This is a genomic window from Streptomyces sp. NPDC091209 (assembly GCF_044757755.1).
GTDB lineage: Bacteria > Actinomycetota > Actinomycetes > Streptomycetales > Streptomycetaceae > Streptomyces.
In genome coordinates, this window is the sequence record NZ_JBIVVR010000001.1 from 1,176,274 (window position 1) to 1,196,052 (window position 19,779).

Below are 19,779 nucleotides of genomic sequence, written 5' to 3' on the forward strand. Positions count from 1 at the left end.
GCCGGCCGCTCGACCGCGGCGTGCGCCACTTCTGGGAGCCCGTCCGACAGGTCGTCCTGAAACGGCTCTCGGCGCCAGTCAGCCACCGGCGACCTCACGGTGCGCGGCCCGCACGATCTCACCGGCCTCACGGACGGCACGGTCCCGTACCGCCGGGTCCGGGCTGCTGATCGCCTGCTCGGCCGCGTGCAGGCGACGTGCCATCTCCGGGTGCCGCTCGATCTCGACGACGACGCCCCACTGCCGGTAGAACATCCGGATCGGTACGACGCTGTCCTCATCGCCGGCCCGCACGAAGGCCTTCTGCAGGTCCTCGAAGGTTCGACGGATCAGCCACGCGCGCTCCCGGACACCAGCCCGGTGGCCCCGGCTATCTGGCACATCGCGGTGAACGAGGCCCCCTTGCCGAGTCCGGCCACCCCCAGCAGCCCCTCGTCGTCCCGGACGTCGAGGACGACGTCTCCCGAGAGCGCGTCGACGGACATCGACCCCAGGACGGACCGGTCGCCCCGTCCCGGACGCCACCGGAAGTGGATCTCCTGGTGGAAGTCCCCGATGACGAGGAACACCCGCTTCGAAGCCAGCAGTTCCCCGCGGACCCGCTCCTGCCACCCGTCCGAGAACGACACCGGGCGCAGTAGGTGCGTCTGCCGTTGGTCCAGCGCTCCGACGGAGAGGGCGATCCCGGTCGCACGGGCCCGGCGCCGCAGCGACCGCACCGCGAAGGCCGCCAGCCCGAGCGACAGGATCCCCCACACCAGAGGCTTGACGAGCAGGTTCTCGACCACGGTTTCCCATGTGAGACCGTGGTCCGCGAAGCGGAGAAACATCGTCATGAAGGCCAGCTTCATCCACTTGGTCGCTGCCGCGCGCCAGCACGCCATGAGCAACTTCATGAGTGACCCACCGGGCACACCAGGTCGTACGCCTCCCGAAACCACTTGGTCCTGTCCGGCACGATCCCGCACTCCATCGAGGCCTCGCTGTTCCCGTACCACGAGGTGAGGGTGCCGTAGACGGGTGTGCCGGTGACGCCGTGGGTGCCTGAACAATCGAGCGCGAAGCTCGCGTCGACGACTCTCACTGCCGCGGCCTCGACAAAATGCCCGGGATGCCCAAGGTAGTCGACACGGCCGAGCTCATCCTTCTCCAGCCGGGCGGACGTCGATGCCCCCGGCCTCTCGAAGGTCGGCGAGTCGTACCCGAGCCGCTTCTCCAGCGAGGCGAAGACGCGCCGCGTCGGCACACCGATACCGCCGGCCTCGATACGGGACGTCACGGTCCGCACGTGGTGGGGCGACATCTCGGACCACCCGCGCTTCTGGCCCTCCTCCACCGTCACCAACTGCGAAACGGCGATCAGCTTCTCGCCCACCGTCACCTTGCCCCACCGTATGGAGGCCTTGGAGCAGTCCGGTGAGGCACTGGACGCCGGGGGTGCCACCCGGGAACGTCCCCCTGGAGCCGAACGATTCACGCCATCACCGCCCCCGCACGACACGACGAAGGCCGCGACCAGACAGGTCGCCACAGCCCACGCCGAACGGTTCGCTTTCATGCGGCGGATCATAAGAAGGAGATCCTGTGACGGTGGCTCCGGAGCGCCTGAGCCACCGTCACGCGAGCGGCCGGGCGCCCGCTCTCAAGGGGTCGCATCGCTACAAAACCCTGCAGATCAGCCCACCTCACACCGGCCGATCGTGACGAAGCCGTGATGGCCGCCGAGCACCCCGTCACTGACGTGACGCCAGCCCCACTCCACCCATCACCCGCGCGCCCGCAGACGCGATCCCCTTCACACGAACCCCGCATTTCAGCCACATTGTTCAACCGTCTACTGTCGCCCCAACAGCAGGCCCTTGTTCTGGAGCTCAACGCCCGGGGGCCCGCTTCGAATGTGGGGAAGTCCATGCGCAAGTACGCCACAGGCGCCGTCGTTTCCGGCGCCCTGGCCCTGTCCGCCCTGGCCGTGCCGTCCGCGTCGGCCGCCACTCCGGACCTCACCTTCTCCAACGTGGTGGTCAACAACGGCAAGGCGATCGTCGCCGGCACCGCCGCCACGGTGAACGTCCCGGTCAAGTACACCCTGGTCCGCCCGGCCGGCCTCGTCATCGACGGCTTGACGACCGAGGCGGGCATCGCCCTGTACCGCGGAACCTCGCTCTCGAGGCTGCAGAACGAGATGGAGCCGGACGCACCCTCGAGGTGCACCACGACGGCCACGACCGCCACGACGGTCACCGCGTCCTGCACCGAGGTCATCTCCATCGCGCCCCAGGACTACTTCTTCGACGCGGCGGACGCCGGTACCTGGAAGGCGGCCGGCTTCTACGGCCGCTCCACCTCGACCACCGAGGACTCCGGCAACCACATCGGCTTCAGCTTCGACTACGACATGTGGGGCCTCCCCGGCACCGCCCAGGTCAAGCGCGCAGCCAGGCTCACCACCGACGCCACCCCCGAGCCGGTGAAGAAGGGCAGCACCCTCACCGTCAAGGGCGCGCTGACCCGCGCCGACTGGGCGACCATGAAGTACGCCGGCTACAAGGGCCAGCCGGTCGCCCTCCAGTTCAAGGCCAAGGGCGCGACCGCCTACAAGACCGTCAAGACGGTGACGTCCGGCACCGCGGGCGCGCTGACCACCACGGTCAAGGCCGCGGCCGACGGCACCTACCGCTACACGTTCGCGGGCACGACCACCACGGGCACCGCCACGGCCACGGGCGACTACGTCGACGTGAAGTAACCGAGTCCAACCCTCCCGGGCCGCCCCCTCCCCAGGTCGGCCCCGAGCCGCCCCCGCCGCAGACGAGTTCGTCCGCGGCGGGGGCGGCTTCGCGACCGGCGAGGAAACCCGCACGTCGGACTCGATCCGGTCGGCCCCACCCTCAACCCCCGCCCCCCAGGTAACGACTCTGTTGCCTCGGGGGCGGTTTCTCTTGACGCCTCTGACCAGTCCGGCCTACCTTCCTCGCACCAGCAATAGGAAACTTTCCTAACAATGATCTTGCGGTGGACTTCCGAAGGCACCTCGGGGAAGCTGGTCGGCCAAGAAGGGCAGGTGGCGACAGACATGGCAGGATCCGCCGGCACGCCGGGCACTCCCCGCGTCCTCCGCGCGATGAACGACCGCGCCGCCCTCGATCTGCTGCTCGCGCACGGACCGCTCTCCCGGACCCGGATCGGGAAGCTCACCGGCCTGTCCAAGCCCACCGCCTCGCAGCTCCTCGCCCGGCTGGAAGCCGCCGGGCTCGTCCTGGCCACCGGCACCAGCGAGGGACGGCCGGGCCCCAGCGCCCAGTTGTACGAGGTCAATCCGGGCGCCGCCCACGCGGCGGGCCTGGACGTCACCCCCGAGCGCATCCTCGCCGCCGTCGCCGACGTCACCGGCCGGACGGTCGGCGAGTACGAACTGCCCACCCCGGGCCGCCGCCCCGCCCAGCCCGTCGTACGCCAGGTCACCGACGCGCTCGACGGCGCGGTGAAGGCCGCCGGGCTCGCCCGGGACGACGTCCGACGCCTGGTCATCGGCACCCCCGGCGCCTTCGACCCCAACACCGGGCGACTGCGGTACGCCTCCCACCTGCCCGGCTGGCACACCCCGACGCTTCTCGACGAACTGGCGGCCGCGCTGCCCATGCCCGTCGAGTACGAGAACGACGTCAACCTCGTCGCCATCGCGGAGCAGCGCCTCGGCGCCGCCCGGGGCCACGAGGACTTCGTCCTGCTGTGGAACGAGGGCGGTCTCGGCGCCGCGCTCGTCCTCGGCGGCCGGCTGCACCGCGGCTGGACCGGCGGCGCCGGCGAGGTCGGCTTCCTGCCGGTGCCCGGCGCGCCCCTGGTGCGCCAGGTGACCCGGGCCAACAGCGGCGGCTACCAGGAGCTGGCCGGTTCGCAGGCCATCCCCAAGCTCGCCCGCGAACTCGGCATCAAGGACCTGCCCACAGGCCCCTACGCCGAGGTCGCGGCCACCGTCGTCGAACGGGCCGCCGCCGTCGACGAGGGCCCCTACCGGCAGCTCCTGGAGACCTACGCGACCGGGCTCGCCACCGGTCTGGCCTCCCTGGTCTCCGTGCTCGACCCCGAACTCGTCGTCCTCAGCGGATCGTCGCTCACCGCGGGCGGGGAACCGCTGCGCGCCCTGGTCCAGGCCGAGCTGGAGGAGCTGGCCGCGTCCCGGCCGCGCCTCGTCGTCGGCGACGTACACGAACACCCCGTGCTGCGCGGCGCGTTGGAGAGCGCCCTGGCAGCCACCCGCGACGAGGTCTTCGACACCTCCCGCTGAACCCGCCCCAAGCCCGCAACTCCCCCGTCCCGTCCCATCCCTCGCAGGGAGATCTCGCCATGCCCGGAATGTCCCGAAAGGCGGCTGTGGCCCTCGCCGCCTCCGCCTCGATAGCCCTCCTCGCCACCGCCTGTACCGGTCAATCGAGCACGGGCGGAAGCGACGACGCGTCCAAGGACCAGACGATCAACTTCTGGCACGCCTGGAGCGCGCCGAACGAGGTCAAGGCCGTGAAGTCGCTGGTCGCGGGCTTCGAGAAGGCGCACCCCAACATCCACGTGAACATCGTCGGCAACATGACCGACGACAAGATCAACCAGGCACTGCGCGCGGGCGGCGACAAGGCCCCCGACGTGGTCTCCTCCTTCACCACCAACAACGTCGGCAAGTTCTGTTCGTCCGGTGCCTTCATCGATCTGAACCCCTTCTTCAAGAAGGCGGACATCGACCCCGAGACGACGTTCCCGAAAGCGATGAACGAGTACACCCAGTTCGACGGCAACCGCTGCACGGTGCCACTGCTCGGTGACGCGTACGGGCTCTACTACAACAAGGACGCGTTCAAGAAGGCCGGGATCGCCGGCCCTCCGAAGACGTGGTCGGAGTTCGAGAACGACGCCAAGAAGCTCACCGTCTCCAAGGGCGACTCGTACTCCCAGCTCGGCTTCATGCCGGACTACCATGGCTGGGAGTCCACCACCGAGCACTACTTCGGGCAGTTCTCACCGACGTACTTCGACAGCAACGGCAAGTCGAACATCGCCAAGGACCCTGCTTTCACCGCCGGGTTCACCCTCCAGAAGAAGCTCGTCGACGAACTCGGCGGCTTCAAGAAGCTGGAGACCTACCGTTCCAAGCTCGGTGACGAATGGGGCCCCAAGCACCCGTTCCACACCGGTCAGGTCGCCATGCAGCTCGACGGCGAGTGGCGGCTCGGCATGGCGGAGGAGGCCAAGCCCGGCTTCGAGATCGGCGTCGCCCCGCTGCCCGTCCCCGACGACCAGGCGGACCAGTACGGCAAGGGCTACATCACCGGAACCATCGCGGGCATCGCGGCCACCAGCAAGAAGCGGAACGCGGCCTGGGAACTGGTCAAATACATGACCACGAACACGGACGCGGTGGTCGGTTTCGCCAACGACATCCACAACGTGCCCTCGACGCTCGCGGCCCTCAAGTCGCCGAAGCTGAAGTACGACCCGCGGTTCAAGACGTTCCTGGACATCGCGTCGAACCCGAACTCGACGACGACTCCGGCGTCCATCAACGGCGGTACCTACCTCGTGACGATCCAGCAGTTCGGATACGACTACGAGAGCGGCAAGACCAAGGATCTGAAGGCGGGCCTCGCGTCCACCGCCCGGCAGATCGACACGGACATCGCGCAGGCGAAGTAGCCGCACGCCGATGAGTACTGTCACGCTGGCTTCGAAGCGCCGCCGTTCGGCGCTGCGGACCCTCGCCTTCATGTCGCCCTGGCTGATCGGTTTCGCGGTCTTCTTCGCCTACCCGCTGATCTCGACCGTCTACTTCTCCTTCATGCACTACGACGGCTTCAAACCGCCGACGTGGAGCGGAACGAAGAACTGGACCTACGTCTTCGAGAACTACCCGCTGTTCTGGCCCGCGTTGCGCAACACCCTGTGGCTGGTCCTCGTCATGGTGACGCTGCGGGTGCTGTTCGGACTCGGTGTCGGACTGCTGATCACGAAGATCAAGACGGGCACGGGTGTCTTCCGCACGCTCTTCTACCTGCCCTACCTCGCTCCGCCGGTGGCGGCCACCATGGCCTTCGCCTTCCTCCTCAACCCCGGTACCGGGCCGGTCAATTCGCTTCTGGAGAAGACCGGCATCCCGGCTCCTGGCTGGTTCAACGACCCCGCCTGGTCCAAGCCGGCCCTGACCCTGCTGGCCCTGTGGGGCATCGGCGACCTGATGGTCATCTTCATGGCCGCCCTGCTCGACGTACCGACGGAGCAGTACGAGGCCGCCGAACTGGACGGTGCCTCGGCCTGGCAGCGCTTCCGGTACGTCACCCTGCCGAACATCTCGCCGATCGTGATGTTCGCCGTGGTCACCGGCGTGATCCAGACCATGCAGTACTACACGCAGCCGCTGATCGCGGGGAAGGTCGCCTCGGGCGTCATCCAGGGCGCCGGTACGCAGTTCGAGCCCGGCTATCCCGACAAGTCGACGCTCACCCTGCCCCAGCTCGTCTACAACCTCGGCTTCCAGCGCTTCGACTACGGCTCCGCCTGTGTGGTCGCGCTCGTGCTGTTCGCCCTGTCCATGGTGTTCACCGCGTTCCTGATGCGGCGCCGGGGCGGTCTCATCCAGGCAGGTGACTGACCGATGACTCAAGTACTCGACAAGCCGGTGGAGTTGGCCGCACAGGTCTCCCCCGCCGAGCGCACCGCCCGCCGCAAGGCCCTCCTGGAGTGGGTCGCGATCCACTCCCTCGGTCTCGCGGCCGCCCTCTTCTTCGTGCTGCCCTTCGTGTTCGTGTTCCTGACCTCGCTGATGAGCGACAGCCAGGCACTGAGCCGCGATCTGATCCCGCACACCTGGGAGTGGGGCAACTACAAGAAGGTCTTCGACACCCCGGGCTTCCTCACCTGGTGGAAGAACACGCTGCTGTACGCCGGTGCCGGCACCGTCCTGACGGTCGTCTCGTCGATCCCGGTCGCCTACGCGCTCGCCAAGTTCCGCTTCCGCGGCCGGAATCTGTCGCTGATGCTGGTCATCTCGATGATGATGCTGCCGCCGCAGGTCGTGATCATCCCGATGTACCTGTTCTGGGCGAAGCAGCTCGACCTGTCCGGCACGCTGTGGCCGCTGATCATCCCGATGGCGTTCGGGGACGCGTTCTCCATCTTCCTGCTGCGCCAGTTCCTGATGACCATCCCGAACGAGTACCTGGACGCGGCCAAGGTGGACGGCTGCGGGGACCTGCGGACGCTGCTGAAGGTCGTCCTGCCGATGGCGAAGCCGGGCATCGCGGCCGTCGCGCTCTTCCAGTTCTTCTACGCCTGGAACGACTACTTCGGGCCGCAGATCTACGCCTCCGAGAACCAGAACGCCTGGACCCTGTCCTACGGCCTGGAGTCGTTCAAGGGCGCGCACCACACCGACTGGAACCTCACCATGGCCGCGACCGTCCTGGTCATGGCCCCCGTGATCCTCGTGTTCTTCTTCGCGCAGAAGGCGTTCGTCGAGGGTGTCACGCTCACCGGAGTGAAGGGCTAACCATGAAGCTCACCGTGGTCGGCGGAGGGTCGACCTACACCCCCGAACTCATCGACGGTTTCGCGCGGCTCAGGGACACCCTGCCCGTCGAGGAGCTGGTCCTCGTCGACCCGGCCGCCGAACGCCTGGAGCTGGTCGGGGGCCTGGCCCGCCGGATCTTCGCCAGGCAGGGCCACCCGGGCCGCATCGTCACCACGTCCGACCTGGACGCGGGCGTGGAGGGCGCCGACGCGGTGCTCCTGCAGCTCCGTGTCGGCGGTCAGGCGGCCCGCGAGCAGGACGAGACCTGGCCGCTGGAGTGCGGCTGCGTCGGGCAGGAGACGACGGGCGCGGGCGGCCTGGCCAAGGCGCTGCGCACGGTCCCTGTGGTGCTGGACATCGCCGAGCGGGTCCGCCGTACCAACCCGGACGCGTGGATCATCGACTTCACCAACCCGGTGGGCATCGTGACGCGCGCCCTCCTCCAGGCGGGCCACAGGACGGTCGGGCTCTGCAACGTGGCGATCGGCTTCCAGCGGAAGTTCGCCGGACTGCTCGGGGTCTCCCCCGCCGAGGTGCATCTCGACCATGTGGGCCTCAACCACCTCACCTGGGAAACAGGTGTGCGCCTGGGCGGTCCCGAGGGCGAGAACGTCCTGCCCAAGCTGCTCGCCGAGCACGGCGCCGCCGTCGCCGAGGACCTGCGTCTGCCGCGCTCCCTGGTCGAGACCCTCGGCGTGGTCCCCTCGTACTACCTGCGCTACTTCTACGCGCACGACGAGGTCGTCGGGGAGCTGCGCACCAAGCCCTCCCGGGCCGCCGAAGTCGCCCAGATGGAGCGGCAGTTGCTGACGATGTACGGGGACCCCGCGCTCGACGAGAAACCGGAGCTGCTCGCCAAGCGGGGCGGCGCCTACTACTCCGAGGCGGCCGTCGACCTCGCCGCCGCGCTGCTCGGCGGGGGCGGCAGCCCCTACCAGGTGGTGAACACGTACAACCGGGGAACGCTGCCGTTCCTGCCCGACGACGCGGTGATCGAGGTACAGGCCGCGGTGAGCTCCAAGGGGCCCGCTCCGCTGCCGGTGCCGGCCGTGGACCCGCTGTACGCGGGTCTCATGGCGAACGTGACCGCGTACGAGGACCTCGCTCTGGAGGCCGCCCTGCGCGGCGGCCGCGACCGGGTCTTCCGGGCGCTGCTCGCGCACCCCCTCATCGGGCAGTACGCCTACGCCGACACCCTGACCGACCAGCTGATCGCGCACAACCGGGAGCACCTCGCGTGGGCATGACGTCAACGGAATCCGGCGCCGGGACGGCCGCCGGGTCCGGCCCCGCCGACGCCGGATCCGGTCCCGCGGGCCTCGTACTGGCCATCGACGCGGGGAACAGCAAGACCGACGTCGCCGTGGTGGCGGCGGACGGCCGGGTGACCGGCACCGCGCGCGGGGGCGGCTTCCGGCCCCCCGCGGTCGGCGTCGAGACGGCGGTGGACGCGGTCGCCGACGCCGTGCGGAGGGCCTTCGCCGAGGCGGGGGTCACCGCGGTCGGCCATGTCTCCGCCTGCCTCGCCAACGCCGATCTGCCCGTGGAGGAGGAGCAGTTGGCGGCCGCGCTGCGGGCGCGCGCCTGGGGCGCGGAGGTGGAGGTGCGCAACGACACCTTCGCCATCCTGCGGGCCGGGATCGCGGAGCCGCGCGGGGTCGCCGTGGTGTGCGGGGCCGGCATCAACTGCGTCGGCATGCGGCCCGACGGCCGCACCGCCCGGTTCCCCGCCATCGGCCGTATCTCCGGTGACTGGGGCGGCGGCTGGGCTCTGGCGGAGGAGGCCCTGTGGCACGCGGCGCGGGCCGAGGACGGCCGGGGCGGACCGACCGCCCTGGCCCGCACGCTGCCCGCGCACTTCGGTCTGGACTCCATGTACGCGCTCATCGAGGCGCTGCACCTGGAGCACATCGGCAACGCGCGGCGGCACGAGCTGACCCCGGTCCTGTTCGCCACGGCGGCGGACGGCGATCCGGTGGCCCGCGGACTCGTCGACCGGCTCGCGGAGGAGGTGGTCGCGATGGCCACGGTGGCCCTGACCCGCCTCGGTCTCCTGGCCGAGGAGACCCCGGTCCTGCTCGGCGGCAGCATCCTCGCCGCCCGTCATCCCCAGCTCGACGACCGTATCCACGAACTGCTGGCCGCCCGCGCGCCGAAGGCGGTCCCCCGCGTGGTCACGGCCCCACCGGTCCTGGGAGCGGCGCTCCTGGGCCTGGACCACGTACAGGCCGCCGGCGAGATCCACGCGCGCGTGCGGGCGTTCTACGAACGGGGCTGAGGAGGTCCGCGGGGCGGGTGACGCCGGCTCGGGTGGACGACTGCCCCCGTACCGCCATGACCTGGCGCGAAGGGGCGGGAACCAAACAGAACCGGAACACGTGTTCATGGGAAGGGGGGTGGCGCGGGGGAATCGTGCTGCGCCGTGATCCGAACAAGATCCAGGCAAGGCCTGTGCGGATGCCGGTCCCGGCGGCGATACTTGCCGCCGTGCACGTACGCCGGTGGGCCGCGCTTCCCGCGACCGCGGCGAGCGTGACCGACCGGATGACCATGGGGGAGGTCAACAGTGACACACCCGCCGAAGGGCAGCGCGGCGCCACCGGGGCCGGGCGCGCCGGCGATGCCGGCCGTGCCGGCGCAGTCCGGGCCTCCCGTGCCGCCGGGCGGCTCCCCCGTGCCCCGGACCGGGTCCGGCGCCCCCCGCGGCGTCCCCCCGGCTCCCGGCGCGACACCGCGGCGTACGGCGTGGGCGGAGGGTGTGGACCGGCTGCGGGCCGCGGCGACGACGGAGCCCGGGCGGCTGCGGATCATCGGCGCCGTCCTCGCCCTGCTGGTCGTCGCGTTCGGCGCGGTCACCGCCTGGCAGATGACGGAACGTTCGGCCGCCGCCGACAACGTGCTGCACAGCAGCCAGCCGCTGAGCGCGAGCGCCGCGGACATCTACCGCTCCCTCGCCGACGCCAACACCGCGGCCTCCAGCGGATTCCTGGCGGGCGGCCAGGAGACGAAGGCATCGCGCGAGCGCTACGAACAGGACATCAGGACGGCGGCCGCGAAGCTGATCACCGCGGCCAACAGCGCGGACCCGGGATCCCCTTCGGCCAGGACCATCTCCGAGCTGAACCAACTGCTGCCCGAGTACAAAGGGTTGATCGAGCGGGCCCGCGCCAACAACCGGCAGGGCTACCCGCTGGGCGGCGCGTACCTGCGGTACGCGAACGACAAGATGCAGCACGAGATGCTCCCGAAGGCCCAGCGGCTCTACCAGCGGGAGAACCAGCGGCTGAGCGCCGACTACGCCGACGCGAAGCCCTACCCGTGGGCCGCGATCGCCCTCGGTCTCGTCGCGCTCGGCGCCCTCGCCTGGGCCCAGCGGCGCAACTACCGCCGTACGAACCGGGTGCTGAACCAGGGCATGGCCGCCGCCACCGCCGCGTCCCTGGTCGTGCTGCTGTGGCTCACGGTCGGACACACGGTCGCCCGGTCCGGGCTGAACGAGTCCTACGACCACGGCGTCCGTTCCCTGAACGTGCTGCACGACGCCCAGATCGCCTCCTTGAAGGCCCGCGGCAACGAGAACCTCACCCTGGTCAGCCGGGGCGCCGAGACGAAGACCCTGGCCGACGGCAAGACGACCGTGGACCTGTACGACTACAACTTCGACCAGGACATGAAGGCGCTCACCCAGGGCCTCGCGGTGGCGGCGAACCTCGCGAACGACCCCGCGGGCGAGAAGCCCGTGGAGGCCGCGACCGCCAACATGAAGGTGTGGAAGCTGCGTCACCAGGAAGCCCGTACGGCCGACAACGACGGCAAGTACCAGCTCGCGCTCGACCGGGTCATCGGCTCCGCCGACAAGAAGCCCACGGGCGAGTGCTTCGACGGCGTCGACCAGAACCTGAAGCTCGCGCTGGCGCACGAGGAGAGCGAGTTCCAGCGGGCGGCGGGCAACGGCCTGGGCGCCATGACCGGCCTCCCGGTCGGCGCCGCGGTCCTCGCCGTGCTGGCCGCGGCGGGCGCGGTGTTCGGCGTCGGGCGCAGGCTTTCGGAGTACCGGTGAGAGGGGGAGCGGCGATGACCGCACGACGTCTGAGGGCGAGCCTGAAGGGCTGGGGCGGCGTGGGCGCGATGGCCCTCGCCTGTGCGACGGCCCTGGTCCTCGCGCTGCTGCTGCCGAACTCCGCGCGCGGGGACGGCGGCACGAGCCTCGGCGGGCAGGGCCTGGCCCGGGGCACCCAGGCCAGGGCCGCCGAGTGCTCCGACCCGCAGAACCTGAGTCTCGCCCCGTCCGGCGCGGACGGGACGACGATCGACGCCATCAAGAACCGCAAGGACCGGCGGCTGATCGTCGGCGTCGACCAGAACAGCTACCACTGGGGCTACCGCGACCCGAACAACCCGAAGGCCGGCAGCGACCTGGAGGGCTTCGACATCGACGTGGTCCACGCGATCGCCAAGGACATCCTGGGCGACGCGAACGCCGTCCAGTTCCGGGCCATACCGACCAGCCAGCGCATCCCCGCGATCCAGAGCGGCAAGGTCGACATGGTGGTGCGCACCATGACGATCACCTGTGACCGTCTTCAGCAGGTCGCGTTCTCCGCGCCCTACTTCAAGACCGGCCAGCAGGTGCTGGCCCCGGCGAAGTCCGGCATCACGGGGTACGACAAGTCCCTGGCCGGCCGGCGGATCTGTTCGGCGGCGGGGTCGACCGCGTACGACCGGCTGACGGCGGACCGGAAGGCGGGCACGCTCGCCCCCTCCGCCGACATCGCGCCCCCCGTGCCCAACCAGCTCGACTGTCTGGTGCGCCTCCAGCTCGGCGAGGTCGACGCGGTGGTGACCGACGGCGCCCTCGCCGCGAGCCAGGCCGCCCAGGACCCCACGGTCGAGCTCAAGGGCCGCACCTTCACCACCGAGTACTACGGCGTGGCGATGAAACGGGGCTCCGACGATCTGGTACGCCGGGTCAACCGGATCCTCGCGGACTACCGCAGGAACGGCTGGCAGCAGTCGTACGACAAGTGGCTCGCTCCGACCCTCGGGGCGAACTCCCCCTCGGAGAACCCGCCCGTCGCCCAGTACAAGTGACCGACCTGATACCACTGGAGAGTTGACCCGGCGCACACACGCGGCGCGCGGGGAACGCACGAGAACGAGAGGTGATCGATGGGCGTCACGGGACCCCCCGAGCCGGTGATGGACCGGGACGAGGCGGACCGTGCGCTGGCGCGCCTCGGCGCGGAGCACGAGGCCATCGAGACCTCGCTCCTCGCCCTGCAGGACCACGCGGGCCGCAGACTCCTGGAAGGCGCCGAACTCACCGGCACCACCAAGGAGCGCTGGGCGTCCGCGGACGCGTCGATCACCTTGCTGTGGGCGTACTTCGACGCGTACGCGGACGCGCTGCGCTCCGCGCGCGAGATCCGTTCCCGCAGACGCTGGTCCAGCCGTGAGGACCTGGTCGAACTGACCGAACTGCTGCGCGGTTCGGGCATCACGGTCGCCGGTTCCACCACGGCCACCGCGAACGCGCCGACCCTGGCCGGCACCGGCAAGCTCAGCGAGCGGTTCTCGCTGGCCGCGCTGGTGGACCGGATGAACGAGCTGTACGCGACCTCGCTCGACATGGTCGTCACCGCGGACGCCGTGTGGTCCGCGCTGCCCGCCCGGATCGATTTACTGGCCGCGGAGCTCCAGCGCACCCGCGCGCTCGCGCACTCCGTGGGCGTACGCCCCGGCGAGCACCCCTCGGGCGACGACCTGGAGCGGATCACCCGGACGCTGACCACCCTGCGCGACCGGGTCGTCTCCGATCCGCTGGCCTTCTGGGTTCCCGCGCAGGGGAGTTCGGCTCCGGGCGGCGGCCGCCCCGACACCACGGCGTACGACCGTGAGGCGCGCGCCCTGGAGGAGGTGCGCCGGGAGATCGAGGCGGTGCTCACCGTGCGGCAGGACGCGGAGGCGCGGCTGGTGAAGCTGCGGGACGTGCTCAGCCGCGCGGACCGCACGCTCGCCGAGGCGCGCAGTGCCCGCGGCGAGGTCCTCGCGAAGATCGCCGCGTCCGAGGTGCCGGCCGTCAGCGGTCCGCCGACGGCGCTGCACGAGCAGCTCGCGACGGCTGCCGAGTACCGCAGGCACGCCCAGTGGCATCGCCTCTCGCCGCTCCTGGAGGCGCTGGAGGAGAAGGCGGAGGACGAACTCCTGCGCGCCCGCGAGTCGTTGACAGCGGTCACGCAGCCGCTGGCGGTCCGCGCGGAGCTGCGCGGCCGGCTGGACGCGTACAAGGCGAAGGTCGCCCGGCACGGCTTCGCCGAGGATCCGTTCCTGGTGGAGCGCTACGACGCGGCCCGGCGCATGCTGTGGAGCGCTCCCTGTGACCTGCGGGTGGCGGAGGAGGCGGTGCTGCGCTATCAGCGGGCGGCCGTCGAGCTGCTGAGCCCGCAGGTGCCCGAGCAGGGCGGGCCTCATGACCGTGCGGACCGGAGGGGGCCCGACGCGTGAGCGTTGAAGGGGATACGGCGTGAGTGAGCAGCCGGTGAGTGAACAGAAGTGCGCACGGCCCGGTTGTGAGGGGTCGTACGAGGACATGGGCGGCGGCGAGCTGTACTGCGACACCTGCGGACTCGCCCCGGTCGCGTCGGCGTCGGGGTCCTCCCGGTCCGGAAGCGTGGCGAAGCCGGGTACGGGCGAGCAGCCCGCGGCTGAGCGGACCTGCGATCGACCCGGTTGCGAGGGGTCGTACGAGGACATGGGCGGCGGCGAGCTGTACTGCGACACGTGCGGACTCGCCCCGGTCGCGTCGGCGTCGGGGTCCTCCCGGTCCGGGAGCGCCCGGAACTCCGGTGAGGGCATGGCGAGTTCGGCGCCAACCGGCGCGGCCGGGGGCGTCCGGGGCTACGACAGCGGCAGCGCGCGCGGCGGTTCACCCGCCAGCTCGCGTACGTCGTCGCGCTCCTCCCAGTCGCGGCGCTCGGTCTCCGGCCGGCTGTCCCGGTCGCTGTCGCTGTCGGGCAGTTCGACGGGCCGTTCGGTGTCGGTGCGCAGCTCCGGCTCGGCGGCGTCCTCCTCCGGGCGGGGCCGGCTCGGTGCCGGTCTCGTCGAGGTCCCGGGCGTGCCGCGGCCCGACCCGCGCGGGATGGTCCTGGATAACCCGGAGGTGCCCGAGCGCAAACGCTTCTGTTCGCGCTCCGACTGCGGTGCCCCGGTGGGTCGTTCGCGCGGCGACCGGCCCGGTCGCACCGAGGGGTTCTGCACGAAGTGCGGCCACCCGTACTCGTTCGTGCCGAAGCTGCGCACCGGTGACATCGTGCACGGGCAGTACGAGGTGATGGGCTGTCTGGCGCACGGCGGGCTCGGCTGGGTGTACCTCGCCGTCGACCGCGCGGTGTCCGACCGCTGGGTGGTCCTCAAGGGGCTGCTCGACACGGGCGACCAGGACGCGATGGCGGCCGCGATCTCCGAGCGGCGCTTCCTCGCGGAGATCGAGCACGCCAACATCGTGCGGATCTACAACTTCGTCGAGCACCTCGACCAGCGGACGGGTTCGCTGGACGGTTACATCGTCATGGAGTACGTGGGCGGCAAGTCGCTGAAGGAGCTCGCCAACGGGCGCCGCACGGCGGACGGAAAGCGCGACCCGCTGCCGGTGGAGCAGGCCTGCGCGTACGGCATCGAGGCCCTGGAGGCGCTCGGCCATCTGCACAGCCGCAACCTGCTGTACTGCGACTTCAAGGTCGACAACGCGATCCAGACCGAGGACCAGCTCAAGCTGATCGACATGGGCGCCGTGCGCAGGATGGACGACGACGAGTCGGCCATCTACGGCACGGTGGGCTACCAGGCCCCCGAGGTGGCCGAGGTGGGCCCCTCGGTCGCCTCCGACCTCTACACCGTCGCCCGTACGCTCGCCGTCCTCGCCTTCGACTTCCAGGGCTACACGAACGTCTTCGTGGACTCCCTGCCCGACCCCGACAACATCGAGGTCTTCCGCCAGTACGAGTCGTTCTACCGGCTCCTCGTGCGGGCCACCGACCCGGACCCGGCCCGCCGTTTCGCCTCCGCGCAGGAGATGTCCGAACAGCTCACCGGCGTGCTGCGCGAGGTGGTGTCGCTCCAGACGGGGCGTGCGCGGCCGGCGCTGTCGACCCTGTTCGGGCCCGAGACCAAGGTCACGGACACGGAGTTGTTCGGGAGTACGGCCGAGGACGTGTCGCGGCTGGGGGCCCGCGTGGTCCCCGTACGGGCGAGGAAGGGCGCGCGTCCGCTGCCCGCGGGGACGAACGGGATCCGTCCGCTGCCTCCCGGGCCGGCCTCCGCCACACTGGTCAGACCCGTTCAGGCGGTGGGCACCGCGCTCGCGCTGCCGGTGCCACGGGTGGACCCGGGCGACCCGAACGCCGGATTCCTCGCGGGGCTCATCGCGTCCGCGCCCGCGGAGCTGATCGCCGCGCTGCGGGCGGCGCCGGCCGGGTCGCCCGAACTGCGGCTGCGGGAGCTGCGGGCCCGCCTGGAGATGGGCGAACTGGGCAGTGCGGGAACGGCCGTCGCGGCACTGGAGACGGATCACCCGGACGACTGGCGCGTGGTCTGGTACCGCGGTGTCACGGCACTGGCGACCGGCGAGAACGAGATCGCGGCACTGTCCTTCGACGCGATCTACGACGCCTTCCCCGGCGAGCCCGCGCCCAAGCTGGCCCTCGGCGTGTGCGCGGAGGTGCTCGGCCAGCTCGACAACGCCGCCGAGTACTACCGGCTGGTCTGGACGACCGACCCCAGCTATGTGAGCGCGGCGTTCGGCCTTGCCCGGGTGCAGCTCGCGGCGGGGGACCGCGGCGGCGCCGTACGCACCCTGGAATCCGTACCGGAGTCGTCGATCCACTACACGGCGGCCCGTGTCGCCGCCGTGCGGGCGCGGCTGCGGCGGCGGCCGGTCACGGAGGCGGCGGCGCAGCCGTTCCTGGACGAACTGACGGCGGCCGCCGGGCAGGTCGAGGCGCTCGACGGATTCGGTCTGGACGCGGTGCGGCGCGAGCAGTTGTCGACGGAGGTCCTCGGCTGCGCCCTGGACTGGGTACTCTCCGGTAGCCAGGGTTCCGCTCCGGCTTCCGGCGGCGGACCCGCGCTGCTCGGCAGCGAGTTGGACGAGCGTGGCCTCCGTTTCGGCCTCGAACGTTCGTACCGGACGCTGGCCCGGCTCGCGCGGGGCGGCGAGGAGAGGATCGACCTGGTGGAACGTGCGAACCGTTACCGCCCCCGGACGTGGGTGTGATTGATGTCCCAGATGCCCCAGCCGACGGCCCTTTCGCGGTGCCCCAGTTGCGAGGAGCCGCTGGAGGCGGCCGATCGTTTCTGCGGTGCGTGCGGCTACGACCTGTCGGCGGTGTCCGCACCGCCGCGGGACCACCCCACGATCACCATGAACGGCACCTCGGCCGGCCTTCCGCCGGCCGTCCCGTCCGTGGACTGGCCCCTCGTGCCGGAGGCCGGCAGCGCGGACGTGCCCGCGCCGGTGCACCGCGCCGCCGACATCCGGGGCACCGATTCGGGTGGTTCCGAACTGCCGCACCCTGAGCATCAGGAGCACCCGCACGGGGATCCGGCGGGCGTACGGCCGTCCGCCACCAAGCGGCCCGCCGGACAGCCCTCGGGCGTACGGTTCGACCGGCCGTCGGAGCCCGACGAGTACCCGCTCGCTCCTCCGGCCGGCGAAGCCGGGACCGCGCGGGGCCTCCCGGCGGACGGCCAGGACCCCGAGGTCCCCGCCGATCCCCGGACCGGCGAGCTCCCGGCTCCCCCCGCGGGCGCCAAGCTGTGCGTGGCCTGCCGTGCGGGCCAGGTGGACACCGACGGCTACTGCGAGAACTGCGGGCACGCGCAGCCACGGGAACGGGACCACATGGAAAAGGAGTTGGGCGCGGTCGCCGCGGTCAGCGACCGTGGTCTGCGGCACCACCGCAACGAGGACGCGTTCGCGATCTCCTCGACCGCGCTGCCCGACGGCTCCCCCGCGGTCGTCGCGATCGTCTGCGACGGGGTCTCCTCCGCGACCCGCCCGGACGAGGCCTCGCTCGCCGCGTCCCGAGCGGCCAACGAGTCGCTCCTGGCCGCTCTTCCGCTGGGCACGCACCCCCAGCAGGCCATGCACGAGGCGATCGTCGCGGCCTCGGAGGCCGTCAACGCGCTGGCCGACCCGTCCACCGCTCAGGGCGAGCACGCGCCGCATGTGAACGCGCCCGCCTGCACCATCGTCGGCGCCGTCGTCACACCGACCCTGCTGATCGTCGGCTGGGTCGGCGACAGCCGCGTCTACTGGGTGCCCGTCGACCGCTCCTCGCTGCCGGCCCGGCTCACCGAGGACGACTCGTGGGCCGCGCAGATGGTCGCCGCGGGTCTGATGAACGAGGCGGAGGCGTACGCCGACGAGCGGGCCCACGCGATCACCGGCTGGCTCGGCGCCGACGCCTACGAACTGGAGCCGCACACCGTCTCGTTCAAGCCGGACCGGCCGGGTGTGGTCGTGGTGTGCACCGACGGTCTGTGGAACTACGCGGAGGCGGCCGAGGACATGGCCGAGGCCGTCCCCCTCGACGCCGCGGAGAGGCCGCTGCACAGCGCGCAGGTTCTGGTAGGCCACGCCCTGGACGGCGGGGGCCACGACAACGTAACAGTGGCCGTCATGCCGTTCCCCGCCCCCTCGCAGGGGGCAGGATCGGCCTGAGGCCGCGAACGAACGGGGGCGGCCGCGGACCGGAGGGGACCGGTCCGCACACAGTCAGCACCTCCGCCAGAGCCGGAGGCCCTAGGGGGACAGAGAAGGCATGGCCAATTTCTCGAAGTCGAACGTGCCGCAGTTCTCGGTCGACGTATACCAGAACGAGTATCTGCCGGAGGGCGGCCGCGAGGTCAACGCGATCGTCACGGTGAGCGCGACCGGCGGCGGCACCGTCGGAAGCGCGGTCGCCGCGCCGCACCTGTACACGGCGGGGCAGGGTCCGGACGCCGCCGTGGCCATCATGGTCGACTGTTCGGGCTCGATGGACTACCCGCCGGCCAAGATGCGCAACGCCCGCGACGCGACGGCGGCCGCGATCGACACCCTGCGTGACGGAGTTCACTTCGCAGTGATCGGCGGCACGCACCTCGCCAAGGAGGTCTATCCGGGCAACGGGCGGCTCGCGGTGGCGGACACGGCCACCCGCGACCAGGCCAAGCAGGCGCTGCGCAAGCTGAGCGCGGGCGGCGGCACGGCGATCGGCACCTGGCTCCGGCTCGCCGACCGGCTGCTGTCCTCGGCGGAGGTGTCGATCCGGCACGGAATCGTGCTCACCGACGGCCGCAACGAGCACGAGTCGCCCGAGGACCTGCGGGCCGCGCTCGACTCCTGTGCCGGACGTTTCACCTGTGACGCGCGTGGAGTCGGCACCGACTGGGAGGTGAAGGAGGTCACCGGGATCGCCTCGGCGCTGCTCGGCACCGCCGACATCGTCGCCGACCCGGCCGCCCTCGCCGCCGACTTCACGCACATGATGGAGACGGCCATGGGCAAGGAGGTCGCCGACGTGGCCCTGCGGCTGTGGACGCCGGTCGGCACCGAGATCAAGTTCGTCAAGCAAGTGGCGCCCACCGTCGGGGAACTGACGGACCGTCGCACCGAGGCGGGTCCGCGCGCGGGCGACTATCCGACCGGTTCCTGGGGCGACGAGTCGCGCGACTACCACGTGTGCGTCCAGGTCCCGACGGCCGGGGTCGGCCAGGAGATGCTCGCCGCCCGGGTCTCGCTGGTGATCCCGCAGGGCGACGGCAGTGTGCAGAACCTCGGCGCACAGGGGCTCGTACGGGCCGTGTGGACCGACGACATGGTCGCCTCGACGTCCATCAACCCACAGGTCGCGCACTACACAGGTCAGGCCGAACTGGCACAAGTCATCCAACAGGGTCTTGACCTTCGCAAAGCGGGAGATGTCGACGGAGCAACGGCCAAGCTGGGACGCGCCGTTCAACTCGCCGGAGCCTCCGGAAACGCCGATACTGCGAAACTGCTCGCGAAGGTGGTGGACGTGGTCGACGTCGCGGCAGGTACTGTGCGATTGAAAGCAAGGGTCGCAGAGGCTGACGAGATGACCCTCGAGACACGGTCCACAAAGACTGTTCGTGTAAAGAAGTAGCGAGCCCGGTTCCCGTGGGGAGCCGGAGAAATCCGGTCACAACGGCCGGAAGAGGAGAGG

16 protein-coding genes are annotated in these 19,779 nt (G+C 70.9%); 13 read left to right on the forward strand and 3 right to left on the reverse strand.

Going from position 1 to position 19,779, the window contains the following annotated elements; translation table 11 throughout:
- Positions 1–78: 78 nt before the first annotated feature.
- The 3 genes from ACIQRL_RS05120 to ACIQRL_RS05130 are packed head-to-tail and all read right to left on the reverse strand — an operon-like array spanning position 79 to position 1,381.
- The gene (locus ACIQRL_RS05120) at positions 79–294 is read right to left on the reverse strand and encodes a hypothetical protein (RefSeq protein ID WP_401327133.1); all 216 of its coding nucleotides are present in this window, start codon (positions 292–294) and stop codon (positions 79–81) included.
- Positions 295–329: 35 nt separating this feature from the next.
- Positions 330–836, reverse strand: coding sequence for a hypothetical protein (locus ACIQRL_RS05125; RefSeq protein WP_401327136.1), 507 nt, complete (start codon positions 834–836; stop codon positions 330–332).
- A 56-nt stretch (positions 837–892) separates the two neighbouring features.
- Entirely contained in the window at positions 893–1,381 is a 489-nt protein-coding gene (locus tag ACIQRL_RS05130) for a hypothetical protein (RefSeq protein ID WP_401327138.1), read from the reverse strand.
- Positions 1,382–1,909: 528 nt separating this feature from the next.
- Here ACIQRL_RS05130 and ACIQRL_RS05135 point away from each other — a divergent pair.
- The 13 genes from ACIQRL_RS05135 to ACIQRL_RS05195 all read left to right on the forward strand — a co-directional run bounded on the left by ACIQRL_RS05135 (position 1,910) and on the right by ACIQRL_RS05195 (position 19,719).
- Complete coding sequence (locus ACIQRL_RS05135) at positions 1,910–2,746, forward strand: hypothetical protein (RefSeq protein ID WP_401327141.1); 837 nt, start codon at positions 1,910–1,912, stop codon at positions 2,744–2,746.
- 327 nt (positions 2,747–3,073) lie between these two features.
- On the forward strand, positions 3,074–4,285 hold the full coding sequence (locus ACIQRL_RS05140) for an ROK family transcriptional regulator (RefSeq protein WP_401327144.1): 1,212 nt from the start codon (positions 3,074–3,076) through the stop codon (positions 4,283–4,285).
- 59 nt (positions 4,286–4,344) lie between these two features.
- The gene (locus ACIQRL_RS05145; RefSeq protein ID WP_401327146.1) at positions 4,345–5,682 is read left to right on the forward strand and encodes an ABC transporter substrate-binding protein; all 1,338 of its coding nucleotides are present in this window, start codon (positions 4,345–4,347) and stop codon (positions 5,680–5,682) included.
- Positions 5,683–5,692: 10 nt separating this feature from the next.
- Positions 5,693–6,634 carry a carbohydrate ABC transporter permease gene (locus ACIQRL_RS05150; protein ID WP_401327149.1) on the forward strand — a complete coding sequence of 314 codons (942 nt, stop codon included), beginning with the start codon at positions 5,693–5,695 and terminating at the stop codon, positions 6,632–6,634.
- Between the two features lie 3 nt (positions 6,635–6,637).
- Positions 6,638–7,531: a carbohydrate ABC transporter permease gene (locus tag ACIQRL_RS05155; RefSeq protein ID WP_401327152.1), complete on the forward strand. Its 894-nt coding sequence runs from the start codon at positions 6,638–6,640 to the stop codon at positions 7,529–7,531.
- 2 nt (positions 7,532–7,533) lie between these two features.
- The gene (locus ACIQRL_RS05160) at positions 7,534–8,799 is read left to right on the forward strand and encodes a 6-phospho-beta-glucosidase (RefSeq protein ID WP_401327153.1); all 1,266 of its coding nucleotides are present in this window, start codon (positions 7,534–7,536) and stop codon (positions 8,797–8,799) included.
- Positions 8,796–9,830 carry an N-acetylglucosamine kinase gene (locus tag ACIQRL_RS05165; protein WP_401327156.1) on the forward strand — a complete coding sequence of 345 codons (1,035 nt, stop codon included), beginning with the start codon at positions 8,796–8,798 and terminating at the stop codon, positions 9,828–9,830. The genes ACIQRL_RS05160 and ACIQRL_RS05165 overlap by 4 nt, the downstream gene beginning before the upstream one ends.
- A gap of 288 nt (positions 9,831–10,118) precedes the next feature.
- Complete coding sequence (locus tag ACIQRL_RS05170) at positions 10,119–11,612, forward strand: hypothetical protein (RefSeq protein WP_401327159.1); 1,494 nt, start codon at positions 10,119–10,121, stop codon at positions 11,610–11,612.
- A 14-nt stretch (positions 11,613–11,626) separates the two neighbouring features.
- The gene (locus ACIQRL_RS05175; protein WP_401327161.1) at positions 11,627–12,643 is read left to right on the forward strand and encodes a glutamate ABC transporter substrate-binding protein; all 1,017 of its coding nucleotides are present in this window, start codon (positions 11,627–11,629) and stop codon (positions 12,641–12,643) included.
- A gap of 78 nt (positions 12,644–12,721) precedes the next feature.
- Entirely contained in the window at positions 12,722–14,056 is a 1,335-nt protein-coding gene (locus tag ACIQRL_RS05180; RefSeq protein ID WP_401327164.1) for a hypothetical protein, read from the forward strand.
- 247 nt (positions 14,057–14,303) lie between these two features.
- A complete protein-coding gene (locus ACIQRL_RS05185) occupies positions 14,304–16,823 on the forward strand; it encodes a tetratricopeptide repeat protein (RefSeq protein WP_401328110.1) in 2,520 nt (839 codons plus the stop codon).
- Entirely contained in the window at positions 16,824–18,272 is a 1,449-nt protein-coding gene (locus ACIQRL_RS05190; RefSeq protein ID WP_401327167.1) for a protein phosphatase 2C domain-containing protein, read from the forward strand.
- Positions 18,273–18,372: 100 nt separating this feature from the next.
- Positions 18,373–19,719 (forward strand): VWA domain-containing protein, encoded by a 1,347-nt coding sequence (locus ACIQRL_RS05195; protein ID WP_401327170.1) that lies wholly within the window; start codon positions 18,373–18,375, stop codon positions 19,717–19,719.
- Positions 19,720–19,779: the final 60 nt, after the last annotated feature.

Coding starts and splice junctions, on each gene's coding strand:
- ACIQRL_RS05125 (WP_401327136.1), bottom strand. CDS start 836: ATGACGATGTTTCTCCGCTTCGCGGACCACGGTCTCACATGGGAAACC.
- ACIQRL_RS05135 (WP_401327141.1), top strand. CDS start 1,910: ATGCGCAAGTACGCCACAGGCGCCGTCGTTTCCGGCGCCCTGGCCCTG.
- ACIQRL_RS05140 (WP_401327144.1), top strand. CDS start 3,074: ATGGCAGGATCCGCCGGCACGCCGGGCACTCCCCGCGTCCTCCGCGCG.
- ACIQRL_RS05145 (WP_401327146.1), top strand. CDS start 4,345: ATGCCCGGAATGTCCCGAAAGGCGGCTGTGGCCCTCGCCGCCTCCGCC.
- ACIQRL_RS05150 (WP_401327149.1), top strand. CDS start 5,693: ATGAGTACTGTCACGCTGGCTTCGAAGCGCCGCCGTTCGGCGCTGCGG.
- ACIQRL_RS05155 (WP_401327152.1), top strand. CDS start 6,638: ATGACTCAAGTACTCGACAAGCCGGTGGAGTTGGCCGCACAGGTCTCC.
- ACIQRL_RS05160 (WP_401327153.1), top strand. CDS start 7,534: ATGAAGCTCACCGTGGTCGGCGGAGGGTCGACCTACACCCCCGAACTC.
- ACIQRL_RS05165 (WP_401327156.1), top strand. CDS start 8,796: ATGACGTCAACGGAATCCGGCGCCGGGACGGCCGCCGGGTCCGGCCCC.
- ACIQRL_RS05175 (WP_401327161.1), top strand. CDS start 11,627: ATGACCGCACGACGTCTGAGGGCGAGCCTGAAGGGCTGGGGCGGCGTG.
- ACIQRL_RS05180 (WP_401327164.1), top strand. CDS start 12,722: ATGGGCGTCACGGGACCCCCCGAGCCGGTGATGGACCGGGACGAGGCG.
- ACIQRL_RS05185 (WP_401328110.1), top strand. CDS start 14,304: ATGGGCGGCGGCGAGCTGTACTGCGACACGTGCGGACTCGCCCCGGTC.
- ACIQRL_RS05195 (WP_401327170.1), top strand. CDS start 18,373: ATGGCCAATTTCTCGAAGTCGAACGTGCCGCAGTTCTCGGTCGACGTA.